Source organism: Leisingera sp. S132 (assembly GCF_025144465.1).
Classification (GTDB): Bacteria; Pseudomonadota; Alphaproteobacteria; order Rhodobacterales; family Rhodobacteraceae; genus Leisingera.
Genome location: NZ_CP083553.1, coordinates 619,235 through 633,540, shown reverse-complemented (window position 1 = coordinate 633,540; position 14,306 = coordinate 619,235). Strand labels below are relative to the sequence as shown.

The following is a 14,306-nucleotide window of genomic DNA, read 5'->3' as shown; positions in this document are numbered from 1 at the left end:
GGACAGGGATGTCCAGAATCTCAAACCGGCATCCGCCGGTTCGTTTGCGGCAGGCGCTTATCTTTCATGCGGTTAGGCGCTGCTAGGCACACCGAATCGATTCGCACGCAGTGAGTCTTGCGCCGGCCCCTTGGATGGTGAAATGCATTTAACTATATGCTATATAGTTAAATGATGCACAGGAGAATCCGATGACCACCGGCCATGTCTTCATCGCCACCAGCCTCGACGGTTTTGTGGCCCGCCAGGACCATTCGCTGGACTGGCTGTCCAAGCAGCCCGTTGCCGAGGATGACGATGGCGGTTTTGCCGCCTTCATGGACAGCGTAGACGGGCTGATTATGGGAACAGGATCATTCCGCACCGTGCTGGGGTTCGGCCAATGGCCCTACAGCAAGCCGGTTGTGGTCCTCAGCAACAGCCTGACAGAACAGGACATTCCCGAAGAGCTGAAGGATAAGGTGCGTCTCAGCACCACCGCGCCCGCAGACCTCATGCAGGAGCTGCAAGAGCAGGGCTGGACCCGCGCCTATATCGACGGCGGGCGGATGGTGCAGTCCTTCCTGCGCCAGGGGCTGATCGCAGATCTGACCATCACAACGGTCCCGGTCCTGATCGGCAGCGGCATCCCGCTTTTCGGCAGCCTGGACCGGGACATCGACCTCCAGGTAGCAAGCTCCCGCATCCTGCCCACCGGCATGGTCCAGACCACGTTCCGGGTGGCCTGACCAATGCCCCCGCGCATAGGCCGCCCGCCCAGGGGCAGCCGCACCCTCAGCAAGGATGATGTGCTGAAAAAGGCCCTGCAGCTGCTCGATGAGGGCGGCAGCAAGGCTCTCACCTTCAAGGCACTGGCAGCGGCGCTTGGCGTCACCCCGATGGCCGTCGCCCACCACGCCGGCACCAGGGACGAGATGATTGCCAGCCTCGTCGCCATTGCCTTTGAAGGTGCAGATGCGCCATCAGAAGCGTCAACGCCCAAACTGCGCCTGCGCGATCTGATGACCCGCTATTGCACTCAGGTGACCCGGCACCCGGAACTTGCGAAATACATCCTGGAGAACCCGTCTCTGATCGGTCCTGCCCTGACCGGGCTGACCCGGCTGATCGAGGCGGAAATCACCGCCGCAGGCGTAACCGGTGCAGAGGCCCGTACCCTTCTCTGCCTGCTGGTGGATTACACACACGGCTTCGCCTTTGCCGCCGCTGCGGCACCACGCGGAGCACTTTCACCTGACGACTTCTCCCCCGCGCTGGACTGGGTGCTGGACCGGATCGAATAAAGAAACGCGGGCCTTTTCAGGCCCGCGCATCCGCTTGCGTCTTGCAGAGCCGCCCAACGGGCGGCCCCTCCTCAATTCGATTTCCAGGTATCCAGCCAGCGGCGGAACCGGCCCTTGCGCTCGGCAATGGCATCGCCTGCCGCATAAAGACTGTCCTCGGCGCTTTCGATCATCGGGTCGATCCGCGCCTGCCGGAACCGGCGCCAGCGCACATAGATGGCCCACAGAAGCGCCGCCAGCAGCACCAGGAAAATGATGGAGAACCAGTTGGTTGGCTTGTCCTCCGGCCCCGCCACCGGCTTGATTGTCACCGCATTGGGGAAGATCGACAGGAACTCGTTGCGCCAGCCGTAATGCATCACCGCCACCCATTCCGGGTTCGCCTTGGTCGAGATGCTGTCATTGGCGTCCGTATAGAGGTTCGCGGTGTCGAACTTGAAATAGGGCGGCCAGTTCCAGCCGGTATCCTCGTTGCGGTAGACCATGTTGCGGCCGTTTGCGCGCACCGCCTGGATGAACTGCACATCCCGGTTGATCAGCTGCGCCGATTGGTCGTCAGGCTTGGACCAGAAAACCCGCGTCCAGTCGTTCAGCTCCTGCCGTTCCTCGTAGGTGTTGACGATCCGCACCACGTCATACTGCGGCAGCGTGTAATGCAGGAAGGCGCCGAACAGCACCCAGAAGGTAATCAGGAAAGCCCATTTGATGAAACGCATGGGGGTAGACCTCACATGAAGTTAATGACGTAGATCAGGAGCGCCAGCGCCCCCAGCGGGATGATATAGACCAACAGGATCAGCTTGCGCCGGAACGAAGTGTCGTACTGCTTCAGCCCCCGCTGGATGAAGGCCGCGCGGTCGCCGGTCAACCCCTTCTCTTTCCAGCGCCGCTTCAGCTTCAGCCGCCGCATCTCGCGCGAGTACAGCGACACCGCAGCGTAGACCACGGTCAAGACCACCAAGAGGACCAGGATCAGGCGGATGAAACCGAACATCTCTAACGCCCCCTCACCCGGTCCACAGCCCCCCAGGGGCCGACCCGGTCAACCACCGCTTTGCGCCGGTTCCGTGGCAGCTTGGGCATCCGCCCCTCCATATCCGGCTCATGCCCGAACAGCGCTTCGCGCGCGCCGGCCTTGTCCACCGCATACTCCCGCGCCAGGAACTCCGCTGCATAGGCCTTCTTGGTCTCTGGCCAGCTCCGGTACTGGCGGTAAAACTCTTCCTTGTGGCAGATGAACATCTGGCGGAAATCATGCGGGCACAGCTCCGCCAGCAGCATGTTGACCAGATCGCGGCAGGGCGTGTCCGACGCCCGCAAGGAATAGAAATAGGCCGGATGATCCGAGGTGATCTTCGGCCACTTGCCGCCCCCCTCGGCCCAGCGCACCAGCGCTGCCAGCCCCTCGAACTCCTCTGGCAGCTCATCCGCGTGGCGCGCCGCCAGCCGCCGCAGGTCCGACCGCGACAGGCCCGACAGGTCCCTGCCTCGCTCCGTCAGAACCGAAACCGCCAGGAACCCCATCTTCTGCCGCAGGATCGCCGCGCCATCGACGCCGCGCGCGCGGATCACCGGCTCTGCCAGCCCGTTCAGCTCCAGGAACTTGGCAATCGCATTGCGCTGGCTCAGGTCAAAGACGCGGTCCAAGGGCACGCCCTCCGGCTTTGCCCCGCTGGCAATCACCGCCGGGTGCTCCACGTCCTGAAACAGGTACAGTCCGCCGAAATGCGCGGTCCAGAAATTGCCCTGCTCAAAGACCTCATGCTCCAGATGCACCGGATTGCGGGTCACATCGCCGGTCTGCTCCGCCGTTGCGATCATCTCCCCGATCAGTTCATCGTCAAACCAGGCATCCTCCCCGGTTTTGAACCGCTCCACCAGCGCTGCCAGCTGGTCCGCATGGCGCAGCGTGCCGCGGGTGGTATCCGCCTCGATCCGCACCTGCCGGATGTCGAACAGGCGCGCGGGCGAGGACACCTCAAACACCGAATTCACCAGCTCGCCCGCCACCGCGTCGGTCGCGGTCAGTGCAAACAGCTGGCGTTCATTGACCTCGATAAACCGGCGCAGGATGTCCCGGCTGGTGGAGAATTTCACGTGAAGCAGCGGGCAGCGTTTCTGCTCGGTGCTGAGGAGAATGAATTGCCGGTTCACGCCCGCATGGTTCAGATAGTGATCATCCCCCAGCTCATCGCCGATTTCGGGCGAAAAGCCCGAAATATCGACGTGGAAATCTGTCAGAGCCGTGGTCTTGCCAGTCAGATGCTTCAGCGCGCGGTTATACCGCTCCACCAGCGCGGGCGAGGCCACATGGAAGAGATTGCCGAACATCAGGCCATGCTGGATGAGGCGTTTCATATGTTCCTCCTGTCCGCATCACGTAAGCGATGCACTCCCTTCCAGAGCAGTTGCGAATATCCCTCGCCCGGGGCGCTTGCGGCTCGGGCAGCGCCCGTCCGCGGGCGGACGGGCGCTGCCCTGCTGTTTTGCCACTCAGTCATCAGGTTTCCTCCTGCACCCGTGCACGGGTGAATGATCGTCTGCCCATGAACCAAGCCGCAGCAAAAACAAGCGCTGACAGTGGAACCAGCACAACGCCAGAGGCAGCCAGGCCAGCCACTGCGAATTGAGCAAACTCAAAGACACTAACTGGATCAGGGGACCAATCAGGTAAAATTACGGCTCCGGCCACTCCATAGGCGCCAAGGCAGATGATCACGGTCGGCAAGAGCGTCAGGCCTGCTGCCCGCCACCAAACTGTCTCCATATTCCCCACTCTGTCGCCGTTGATCCACGCGGCTGGAAGGGTAAAGAGAGCTGCCAAGAAGGTCACCCCAATTGCAATGTATAAAAGCGCGACCCCCACAGATCACTTCCCCTCCAGATACCGCCGCTTGGCCTCTTCCTGCCGTCCGAAATCGCGCACCAGGTTTTCAATCGCCACCTCATCCGACTTGTCGGCATAGCGGAACTCAGAGTCGGCGTAGCGGTTGATCTCCTGCACCACCATGTCGATGGTGATCGGCACCCGCAGCTCCGCAATCATCGAGGATTTGGTCTCGTAATCCTTGAACAGGAACAGCTCCGGGTTCTCCATCCATTCATCCGGCAGCTCAAAATCCATCGCCCGGACCTTGACCGCATCGGTGATGTTCTTGATGGCACGGCCGGTAAACCGTTCATCCGCGGCTTGGATCGCCTTCAGATAGGTCCCAAGCTTGGCCAGATCATCCAGCTCACCGATCTGGTCACGCACCCGGCCAAAAACCTCCATCAGTCCCGGCTCCTGCGGGCGGTTGTGCGCCTCGAACGACCGCGCCACGGCCTTCTTGATCTCCTGTGCTCCGTACAGGTCGTGCTCACCCAGCGGGATCGCATGGTTCTTGCCCATCAGCAGCGTCAGGATGTCGATGTAATCCTCCCGCGTCTGCGGCCCGTCCACCAGGAACCGCGCGCCGGCGCGCTGGCGCAGCGCGTCGTCCACATTCTCCGGGTAGTTGGAGAACATGCCAAAGGTGCAGTTGCCGCGCACCACGGTGTTGGCGCCGGCAAAGGCCTCCATGAACACCGCCGTCACCTCCTGCTGGCCCGCGCTGGACTGCCGGTCGCCGCGCTTGCCTGCGATCTGGTCGATGTCGTCGATGGTGCCAAAGCCGATGACATGCGGGTCAATCACATTCTGGATGAAGGACTTAGCGTTCTGGCCGGACTTGCCCTGATAGCTGTCGATATTGTCGATGCCGAAATTCTGGTAGCGGAAGGCATAACCCGCATTCTGGCAATAATCATGGATGAGGCCGGCCATCATCTGAATGAGCGTCGTCTTGCCCGTCCCGGGCTTGCCATCCCCCATGAAGGTGAAGATGAAGCCGCCCATCTCAGCAAACGGGTTCAAACGGCGGTCGAAATCATAGGCCATCAGCATCTTGGAGAGTCTTAAGGCCTGGTACTTGGCGATATGGTTGCCGACCACCTCATGCGGTTTCTTGAACGCCATGGTGAGCGTGGTGGACTTTGCCTTGGCCGCCGGTTCAAAGCCGCTGATGGTCAGGTCATCCGCCTCCACCCGCCAGGCGGCAGCAGTGAACGCCTCCAGCCGCGGCGCGTTCTGCGCGCGCAAGGCCGCCTTTTCCATCAGCTGCTCGGCATAGGCCGCCGTGGCCGCGATCAGATGCGCATCATCGGGGGCATGCAGCGCCAGCTTCTGGTCCAGCTCCCACAGCGCCCCGTGCAGGGCCAGCGGCGCGTTATCCGTCAGCAGCTCCTCCGCCTCGCCCACCTCGGCCTGCGCCTCGGACCCGTGCGGCGCCAGCAGATAGGCCGCGGCATTGGCAAACACATGCGCCGCAATCAGCGCCTCGGCGGCCAGCAGTTCGGTGAACTCCCCCTTGCGCGCCGCGTCCAAAGAACCGGCCAGATTGGCCCGCTTCAGATCCGCCAGGCCGGACACATCCGCATAAGCCTCCCCCATCGCCAGGGAGACCGCAAGCGCCCGGCGCAAGGCATGCTGCAAGGTCGCCTGAAGGGGCGAGGTCAGCGGATCATCCTCATCCGCCGCCTCGATGCGGGCAATCAGATGCACGCCCTCGGGGCGCGCGGTGGAGCGCGTCACCAGCCCCGGCGTGGTGGAGCGGAAACGCCGCCGCGTGCCAATCCCCGCCGAGCGCTCCGGCGCCTTGCCCTCCGCCTGCGGTTTGGCAATGCGCGGGGTGTGGTCAAACCCCTCCAGCATCGCCGCCGCAGCCGCGTAATGCTTGCGGATATCCTCTTCCCGCAGCTCCATCTGATTGCCTGAAATGCTCATCTCACCCTCTCAATCCGCAGCGCGCCGCCCAAAACCCGGTTCGCTTTCATCTTTCTAAAAATACTCCCGCCGGAGGCTCCGCAACCGGCAGCACGCGCAGCCGCTCAATACCGCAGCACCTGCCCCGCATCGCTCACCACGAATTTCTGCACATCGCCGAACCCCGGCGGATCCAGCTCTGCCAGCACCTGGAATGGGCGCTGCGGCAGGATGATGGCGCGTTGGGTCCGGGTTGCCCCGGTATCCGCGCCGCGGCCGCCAAAGGGGTCGAGCGCAAAGATCTCCCGCTCCACCGTGCCGAACCAGCCTGCGCGCTCCTCGCGCACGTCCTCGCTTTCCAGCTCCTCCAGCGTCCAGGCCAAGGCCCAGTCCTGGCCCGCGGGCGCCTCCGCCTCCTCCAGCACCCGGTGCAGCGGCCCGGACTGCTCGGTATAGGCAGAGGAATACATCGGCCCGACGTGGTAACGGCGCAGATGCTTGGGGTGGAGGTTGTCGAAATCCTCGTCAAACCCTTTGGCGATGGTCACCAGCTTCAGCCCCGCCAGCGCCTGCGCCATCAGATGCGCCTGCACCTCCGGCCAGCGGCGCTCATCCTTGGGCAAGGCCACCCTGCCGCTGTCCTCCAGTTCCATCAGGTAGATCACCGGCAGGTTCACCTGGCTGTCATAGGCGGCCCAGTGCAGCAGGAAGCGCCGCCGCCGCTCGCCGATGTTTTCCAGCCATTCGCAGACCGGATCGTTCTGGACCCAGAACAGCTGCCCCTTCAAGAGCTCCTGATAATAAAGCCGCTGCGACAGCGCGAACTGCAGTTTGGCAGGCACCGTGCGGTCCGAGATGATGGTGCGTACCATATCATCCTTCAGCTGCGCCTCGCTGGCCATATTGGCCAGATGCCGCTCCGCCTGCTGGGCGTCATTGGCCATAGTCATCAGCTCCGCCGCCACCGGAAAGCCGCTGTCGCGCTTGTCCATCGCCAGGCTGCCGAAGAAACGGCCCGTATCGCGCCCCGCCATCAGGTATTTCATCGACAGCGCGCGGAAGGTGAAGTTCAGCCGCATCAGATAGGCAGTCAGAACTTTCACATCGGACTTGCTGAGCCGCCCCTCCGCCTGCATCGCTGCCGCCACCCGGGTGAGATGCCGGATGATGGTCTCGAACTTCTTGAAATACCGGCGCGAGGCGAAGGTATCGCTGAGGCCTGCGTGGTCGTGTGCGGGGTCGGTCATGCCGGCCCCCTTTCCGGACGTGCCGCTTGCGGCGCGGACAGCGCCCGGCCGCCCCCGTCAAACCGCAGGTTTGCCTCCGGCAAAACGGTGGGCGCTACGCGCCCACCCGCGGCCGGGAGCCGTCCTCTGTTGGTCTTCAAATTCAGTGGCGACATATTGCTCCGGCTTTCCCAGTTATTTCTCGGCGCGGAAAACTCAGCCAGCCCCCTCAACGGGTTTCTCACTTTGAGCTTTCTTCAAACGCGATCGCAAATGAAGTGCCGTGCCGATCATGCTACCCGCCGCGGCAGAGAATAATATGGCTTTTGAAAGCTCGGTATAAACCGCAAGCAACAACACGCATAATCCGGCGCTGCAGAGATCTAACCACCAATCACGCCAGTTTTTGGGGTTTTGAAGTAATGGAATCCGCACCTTCACCCCCCATACAGGTTCTTGTCGTGCTTCTCGACAATCGCCGCAAACCGGCGGGCAAAGCGTTCATCCGCCTTGGCCTTCTTCTCCAGCACGTCGCGGGCGAACACCATGTTGTCCTCGTGGCTTTCCAGCATGTCGGCCATCTTCTGGTTGGTCGCGGTGCCGATCGCCGCCATTGCGGTCTGGGCTTCCTTGTCGGTCTGCACGCCGATCTCGTTGATCCGGTGCGCCACATCCTGCTGCTGCGCGGTCTTCAGCGATTTGGTCAGCGCATCATAGAGCACCACCCGCTGCTGGGTGTCCGTCTGCAGCTTGTTGATCAGCACCATCTGAGTCGCCGCCTGGTTCTGCAAACTGTCGACCCAGGTCTTGCCCTTTTCGATATAGCGCTCCAGCGTCTGGGATTTCGCAAGCTTCACCTGCTCCTCCTGGACCAGCGCGTTGTATTTGGCGTTGATCTCCGCCAGCTCTGTCTCCAGCTTGGTGCGCGCGGCAGCGTCCTGCTCGACAGCGATCTTGTTCTCCAGCTCGATGATCTGCGGGTCCAGCGCGGTGATTTCCGCCTTCACGCCTTCCAGCTCCTGCACCGTGAACTCGCGGTCGTCCAGGGTCGCAGACAGGTTCACCTGCACCTTCTCGCGCTGTTCTTCCAGGGTGGCCAGCTGGCCTTCCAGCAGCTTCACGATCACATCGGACTTGGCGATCAGATCCTGCAGCTTGTCGTCGATACTGGCGGTGCGCATCCGCTCCTGGCGCATCGAGTCCGACTTGCCCTTGGAGAAAAACCCGACAAAGCTCTCCCAGCCGGTTTTCGAGCGCATCTCATCGAAGTCCTTGGAGAACGCCGCAGTCACATCATCCAGCCCCATGATCAGCTCGGCGATGTTGGCGTTCATCACCTCGGTATGCGCGTGCACATCTTCCAGCGTGGCGTTTTCGATATCGACGCTGGCGTCCTCGCCCGCTTCGATCTTGCTGCGCGCGGCCTCGATGCGCGAGGTCAGCGCCTCGATCCTGGACTGCGACTCGCGCACCTTTTCCTGGCTGTCCGCCACCATTTTCTCAAATTGGGACACACTCATCGCATCCGTTCCTTCCCTGTCAAATATCTGATCCCGATATGGGTATGTAAAAAGAATTTACATCCCCCGGAGCGGTGCAATTCCGCCCGTTTCAAATGCACTGTTGCAGAGGTGCCGCATAAAGAAAAGCCCCGGGGAACACCCCCGGGGCTGCATCGCGGAAACAGGGTGTTTCACATCGTCTGCTGCTTGCCCAGCACCAGAAAAGTCATCATCCCGAAGGGCGGAATGCTTTCCTGCTGCTCGACCTGCAGCCGGTCCTCCTGCAGCACCGTTTTTAACTCGAAGTCCGAATGCCAGCCGATCACATTGGCCAGGGGCGCCGAGAGCTTCTCAAGCGAGGCCCGGACCCCCTTGCCGCTTTTGAAGTGGTTGGTGATCACCACCTTGCCGCCGGGCTTCAGCACCCGCGCGATCTCATGCATCACCTTGTCCGGGTCCGGCACCACCGACAGCACATGCATCGCCGCCACCGTGTCGAACGAGTTGTCCGGGAAATCCAGCTGCCGGGCATCCATCTGCCGCAGCGCCTCAACCTGGCTCAACCCCAGCTCCTGCACCTTGCCTTGGGCCTTCTTCAGCATGTCGTGGCTGAAATCGATCCCCGTCACCTGCAGATGCGGCGCGTAATGCTGCAGGGACAAGCCGGTGCCGACCCCAACCTCCAGCACCTTGCCCTCGCGGGAATTGATATAGCGGGTCGCCCTGCGGCGGCCGGTGCGCGTCACCGCGCCGAAAGTCTTGTCATACACCGGCGCCCAGCGCGCGTATGATTCTTCAACTGCCTTGATATCCAATTCGTCCCTCCCCGGACGTCATGGGCTAGCCCTTTGGCTTGGAAACCAGCCCCCAAATCACCATAGCAACGTAAGCAAGGCATAGCACAACCAGCACCGTCCATGCATAGGTCAGCAATGCCGCAGCCATGAAGGCAAAGCCCACAAGCAGGTACTTAACATTCTCTCGAGAAATTTTAACCGCTTTCGGCGACCAGGTCGGAATATGGCTGATCATTGCCAGCCCGACCAGCACCATGGTGAGACAGATCAGCAGCTCATGCAGCACCGGTTCGCGGCCGCCATAGGCAAAGGAAGCGAACATCGGCAGCAGCGCCAGCAGCGCCCCGGCGGGCGACGGGATGCCCTCGAAATAGCCCTTGCGCAGCTTTGGCGCGTCTTCCTCCGACTTGGCAGAAACATTGAACCGCGCCAGCCGCACCACGCAGCAGACCGAGAACACCAGCACCGAAATCCAGCCGATCCCGCGCATGTCCTGCAGCGCCCACAGGTAGATCACCATCGGGGTCGCCACACCGAAGTTCAGGAAATCAGCCAGCGAGTCCAGCTCCGCCCCCATCTTGCTGACGCTGCGCAGCGCCCGCGCCAGCCGCCCGTCCAGCCCGTCCAGCACCGCGGCCAGCAGGATCAGCATCACCGCCAGCTTGAAGTTGCCGGAGATGGCAAAGCGGATCGCCGACAGCCCGGCGCAGATGGCGCCGATGGTCATCAGGTTCGGCATCAGCTGGATCAGCGCAAATTCCGATTTCTTCTTTTCCGGGGCGTCATACATGGCGGTGGCTCTTTCTTCCTCGCGGGGCGCGCGCGGACATGCGGGCGTCCTCAGCAAGAGGGTAACAACGGGGCAGGCTATGCCGTGGCGCACATATGCCCCAAGACCCGCCCCGGCGCAACGGCCCTGCCAGAAGACCAATTGCTAGGCGTCCAGGCTGAAAGCTCCCTGCACGCTGGCGCCCGGCACCTGCCGGCCTCACCTCATGTCAGCGTTCGCCTGGCGCTCTGCCATCCGGCTAAGGTCCGGCCTTCTCCAGCAAATGGATGCTCCTGTATCCCAGCTGCACCTGGCCTTTAGCCTTTAAGGCATTCAAATGAAGACCCACTGCTTCCTTGGTCACACCTAAAATAGCAGCCAGTTCCTCCTGGCTGACTCGTAGCTTTCGTGTGTTCTGCCACTTGGAAATCTGCTGCAATGCGGTTTTCAATCTTTGTTCCAGAGAGAGAAAAACCGTGTTCTCAAAATTCTTATAAAAATGGTCGGCAAGCCCTGCCAGGACAGCTGCAATCGCCTGCCAAAGACGCGGGTCTGTTTGGCCTATTTCCTCGACGTCTTTCCAGTTCACCACCCGCAGCCTGGTTTCTGACCTTGCATAGGCCGCATTCGGCCTCAACCCGGGCCCGAGGCAGCCGATAAAACCGAACCAGTCACCCGCACCAAGATCGCGGACGATCAGCTCCTTGCCGCCCTCATGCGTTGCCCCGAATCGAATTGTACCGGACTCAATGAAGTACAACTCCTGCGCTGGATCTGCGATTTCGTGGATCAGCCCTCCTTTGGGTATGCAGCTTGCCTGTGCCTTGCCATGCACCGCCCGCCTGGTTTCGTGAGAGCAATGATCAAGCCAGTTCCGGAAGTTCACATTTTTCATCAGGAAAACAATCCAGATTGTCTTTTGTTTCCAGCCTTACACCTAGTGTGCACAGCATCAGCTACAAGGGAGACAAAGAGATGAAAATGGTAATCTTCGGCGCGGCTGCGGCCGGATTGCTCGCGGCCGCGGCTGCCTCGGCAGTCGAAATACCGAACCGCCCGGCTCTGACAACCGAAATTGCCGAAGCAATCGCCAAAGAAGCGCTTGCAGATTGCCGTGCACAAGAGGCGGCAGTATCGGTCTCTGTCGTGAATGACCAAGGCCGGCTGCTCTATTTCTTCCGGGGAGAAGGCACTGGTGCGAACACCATTCATACCAGCTTCAGGAAGGCCTATACGGCCGCGTCCCTGAAGGTATCAACATCTGTTCTCAATATGGCACCCCAGGCGGACGGATACAGCCAGCTGGGAAAAATGGAAGACGACATCCTGTTGCTAACCGGAGGCCTGCCGCTGTTCCACGAGGGCACGTTGATCGGCGCAATCGGACTTTCGGCTGCGCCAGACCCGAACATTGAAGAGGCCTGCGGTGAATCCGCAATCGCGAAGGTTCTGAACAGCAAGGACGGCTGACGGCCCGCTTCCAGACCTGCAACCAGTCTGGCTCAGCCCCGCAGGCGCCTGCCCGGTGCATAGGGGGTGTACAGGGGGATGCACGCATGGCACCCCCTGCTTTTTCGTTTTCAGCCCGCCTTCAGCCGACGACGTTGAATTCCGGCCCATAGGGGTACTTGGTGATGTTCTCGTTGCCGTCCTCGTGGATGATCAGGATGTCATGCTCGCGGTAGCCGCCGGCGCCCGGCTGGCCGTCAGCGATGGTCAGCATCGGCTCCATCGAGATCACCATGCCCGGCTCCAGCACCGTGTCGATGTCCTCACGCAGCTCCAGCCCCGCCTCGCGGCCATAGTAATGGGACAAGACGCCGAAGGAATGGCCATAGCCAAAAGTGCGGTACTGCAGCAGATCCTGCTCTTCAAAGAAGGCGTTGATCTTGTGGGTGATTTCCGCACAGCTTGCTCCCGGCTTCAGCAGCGAGATGCCCAGCTCATGGGCAGCAACATTGGCCTCCCAGATGCGCAGGCTCTCGGCATCCACTTCCTTCACAAACATGGTCCGTTCCAGAGCAGTGTAATACCCTGAAATCATGGGGAAAGTGTTCAGGGACAGGATGTCGCCGCGCTGCAGGGTGCGGCCGGTGACCGGGTTATGGGCGCCATCGGTATTGATGCCGGACTGGAACCACACCCAGGTGTCGCGGTACTCCGCATCCGGGAAGCGCTTGGCAATCTCCAGCTCCATCGCATCACGTCCGGCCATCGCCACATCGATCTCGCGCGCGCCTTCCTTGACCGCATCGCGGATTGCAAAGCCGCCGACGTCGGCCACAGCCGCACCGGCGCGGATCATGTCGAGTTCAGCCGCAGATTTGCCCATCCGCTGACGCATCGTCGGCTCGTAAAGATCGACCAGCTGCGACGGTTTCAGGAACCCTTCCAGCTTGACCTTCTGCAGCAGCGTCAGGTGGTCGCTCTCATAGCCAACCACCACGCCCTCGCCGCTTACCGACTTGATTGCACGCCAGAAATTGTCGCGCTGCCAGTCGGTATAGGTGATGTTGTCGCAGAATGAGCGGCGCCAGGGCTGGCCCGCATCGATACCGGCCGAGATGGTCACGGCTTCGCTCGCGGTCACCACAAGGCCGTAAGGGCGGCCAAAGGCGCAGTAGGTGAAGCCAGAGTAGTAGGAGATATTGTGCATCGAGGTGAAGACCGCGGCGCTCACCCCTTTGCCTGCCATGATCTTGCGCAGGCCGGCAATCCGCGCCTCGTATTCCGAGACGGCAAATTGCAGCGGCGCCTTCTCACCATTGTGAAAACGGTACATTTCAGGACGTGCAGTCATATCAGACCCTTCCTTCTTACAAGAAAGGTCCCGGCGTTCAGGACAGTTTTGGAATGTGGGGGCGGGCATGTATTCCATGCGGCGACGCCATCGCCTGGCCCTTGCGCCGGAAGATGCGGCGGATTTGGGATTCTGGCAAGAAGAATTTACAATCTGTGGTCCCGCATGGCGGGCGTTTCCGCCCGCCGCCGTGCCGCGCTCAATTCACGATCAGCGCCACCAGATCGCTTTCCGGGTCGGCCAGCGGGTCGATCACGTTGAAATGATGCTTGCCAAAGGCAATCACATGATCCGCGCCCCAGGCCTCCACCAGCCAGACCGCCTGATCCAGGAACGCCGGACGCTCCTCGCCGCCGACCCAGACCGTGACATCTGCCTCATAGCGGTCCTGCATCTCTACCGGGCTTTCGGCCACAGCTGCAGCCGAATCCATCTTGAACTTCTGGTTCATAGAGGTGCGCAGCAAGGGCAGCAGGTCCGACAGCGGCGAGATCGGGATCACCGTCTTGATCCGCTCTCCCACCTCCGCGGGCAACAGCGCCTTGTCCAGCATCCGCGCCACCAGGTGACCGCCAGCCGAATGGCCCGCCAGCGCGATCGGGCCCTCCACTTCCTCCGCAACCCGCGTCACCGCAGCCGCGATCTGCCGGGTGATATCGGCAATCCGCACCTCCGGGCACAGGTCATAAGACGGCATCGCCACCGCCCAGCCATGCGCCAGCGCCCCGCGCGCCAGATGCGACCACGAGCTTTTGTCGAAGGCCATCCAATAGCCGCCGTGGACAAACACAAACACCCCCTTGGCCGCGCCCTCCGGCAGGAACAGGTCAAAGGCCTGCCGCTGCCCCTCGCCATAGGGATTGTTCAGCCGGGCGCGCTCATGCAGGCTGTTGCGGAAATCCTCCGCCGAGGCCGCCCAGCGCGGCGGATACCTGTCTGCATTCCCGATATAGGCCCCGTTGGCATAGGCATCATCCAATTCCATGCCCAGTCTCCCCTGTTCTTATTGTTGGCCGCTACCAGACAGTCTGGCACAGCGCATGTCAAATTGCTTGGCTCAAAATCTTCGCCCATAATTTGATCAAATTCTGGACTCATTGATCCTTCTGGACATATCAAGGCACAACTGCTTTGCATTCCGCAACA

Annotated in this window: 14 protein-coding genes; 3 read left to right on the top strand and 11 right to left on the bottom strand. The window is 61.5% G+C overall.

The window, feature by feature from the left end; all coding sequences use genetic code 11:
- Positions 1–191 precede the first annotated feature (191 nt).
- Positions 192–728, top strand: a complete 537-nt coding sequence (locus K3725_RS03005) for a dihydrofolate reductase family protein (RefSeq protein ID WP_260017384.1) — start codon at positions 192–194, stop codon at positions 726–728.
- 3 nt (positions 729–731) lie between these two features.
- The gene (locus K3725_RS03000; RefSeq protein ID WP_260017383.1) at positions 732–1,283 is read left to right on the top strand and encodes a TetR/AcrR family transcriptional regulator; all 552 of its coding nucleotides are present in this window, start codon (positions 732–734) and stop codon (positions 1,281–1,283) included.
- 71 nt (positions 1,284–1,354) lie between these two features.
- Here the strand turns inward: K3725_RS03000 and K3725_RS02995 are convergent, their stop codons facing one another.
- The 9 genes from K3725_RS02995 to K3725_RS02955 all read right to left on the bottom strand — a co-directional run bounded on the left by K3725_RS02995 (position 1,355) and on the right by K3725_RS02955 (position 11,255).
- Entirely contained in the window at positions 1,355–1,999 is a 645-nt protein-coding gene (locus K3725_RS02995) for a DUF1523 family protein (RefSeq protein WP_260017382.1), read from the bottom strand.
- An 11-nt stretch (positions 2,000–2,010) separates the two neighbouring features.
- Positions 2,011–2,277: a hypothetical protein gene (locus tag K3725_RS02990; RefSeq protein WP_260017381.1), complete on the bottom strand. Its 267-nt coding sequence runs from the start codon at positions 2,275–2,277 to the stop codon at positions 2,011–2,013.
- Between the two features lie 2 nt (positions 2,278–2,279).
- Positions 2,280–3,641, bottom strand: coding sequence for a DUF6638 family protein (locus K3725_RS02985; protein ID WP_260017380.1), 1,362 nt, complete (start codon positions 3,639–3,641; stop codon positions 2,280–2,282).
- A 511-nt stretch (positions 3,642–4,152) separates the two neighbouring features.
- Positions 4,153–6,087, bottom strand: a complete 1,935-nt coding sequence (locus tag K3725_RS02980; RefSeq protein WP_260017379.1) for an ATP-binding protein — start codon at positions 6,085–6,087, stop codon at positions 4,153–4,155.
- A 104-nt stretch (positions 6,088–6,191) separates the two neighbouring features.
- Positions 6,192–7,313, bottom strand: a complete 1,122-nt coding sequence (locus K3725_RS02975; RefSeq protein ID WP_260017378.1) for a hypothetical protein — start codon at positions 7,311–7,313, stop codon at positions 6,192–6,194.
- 416 nt (positions 7,314–7,729) lie between these two features.
- Complete coding sequence (locus K3725_RS02970) at positions 7,730–8,812, bottom strand: hypothetical protein (RefSeq protein ID WP_260017377.1); 1,083 nt, start codon at positions 8,810–8,812, stop codon at positions 7,730–7,732.
- Between the two features lie 173 nt (positions 8,813–8,985).
- Complete coding sequence (locus K3725_RS02965) at positions 8,986–9,609, bottom strand: class I SAM-dependent methyltransferase (protein ID WP_260017376.1); 624 nt, start codon at positions 9,607–9,609, stop codon at positions 8,986–8,988.
- 25 nt (positions 9,610–9,634) lie between these two features.
- A complete protein-coding gene (gene pssA, locus K3725_RS02960; RefSeq protein WP_260017375.1) occupies positions 9,635–10,381 on the bottom strand; it encodes a CDP-diacylglycerol--serine O-phosphatidyltransferase in 747 nt (248 codons plus the stop codon).
- 238 nt (positions 10,382–10,619) lie between these two features.
- Positions 10,620–11,255: a Crp/Fnr family transcriptional regulator gene (locus tag K3725_RS02955; protein WP_260017374.1), complete on the bottom strand. Its 636-nt coding sequence runs from the start codon at positions 11,253–11,255 to the stop codon at positions 10,620–10,622.
- Positions 11,256–11,335: 80 nt separating this feature from the next.
- On the opposite strand from K3725_RS02955, the gene K3725_RS02950 reads away from it, so the two are divergent.
- A complete protein-coding gene (locus K3725_RS02950) occupies positions 11,336–11,830 on the top strand; it encodes a heme-binding protein (RefSeq protein ID WP_260017373.1) in 495 nt (164 codons plus the stop codon).
- Between the two features lie 121 nt (positions 11,831–11,951).
- Here the strand turns inward: K3725_RS02950 and K3725_RS02945 are convergent, their stop codons facing one another.
- Together K3725_RS02945 and K3725_RS02940 are read right to left on the bottom strand one after the other, a co-directional pair.
- A complete protein-coding gene (locus tag K3725_RS02945; protein WP_260017372.1) occupies positions 11,952–13,160 on the bottom strand; it encodes an aminopeptidase P family protein in 1,209 nt (402 codons plus the stop codon).
- Between the two features lie 199 nt (positions 13,161–13,359).
- Positions 13,360–14,145: an alpha/beta hydrolase gene (locus K3725_RS02940; RefSeq protein ID WP_260017371.1), complete on the bottom strand. Its 786-nt coding sequence runs from the start codon at positions 14,143–14,145 to the stop codon at positions 13,360–13,362.
- Between the last annotated feature and the right edge of the window lie 161 nt (positions 14,146–14,306).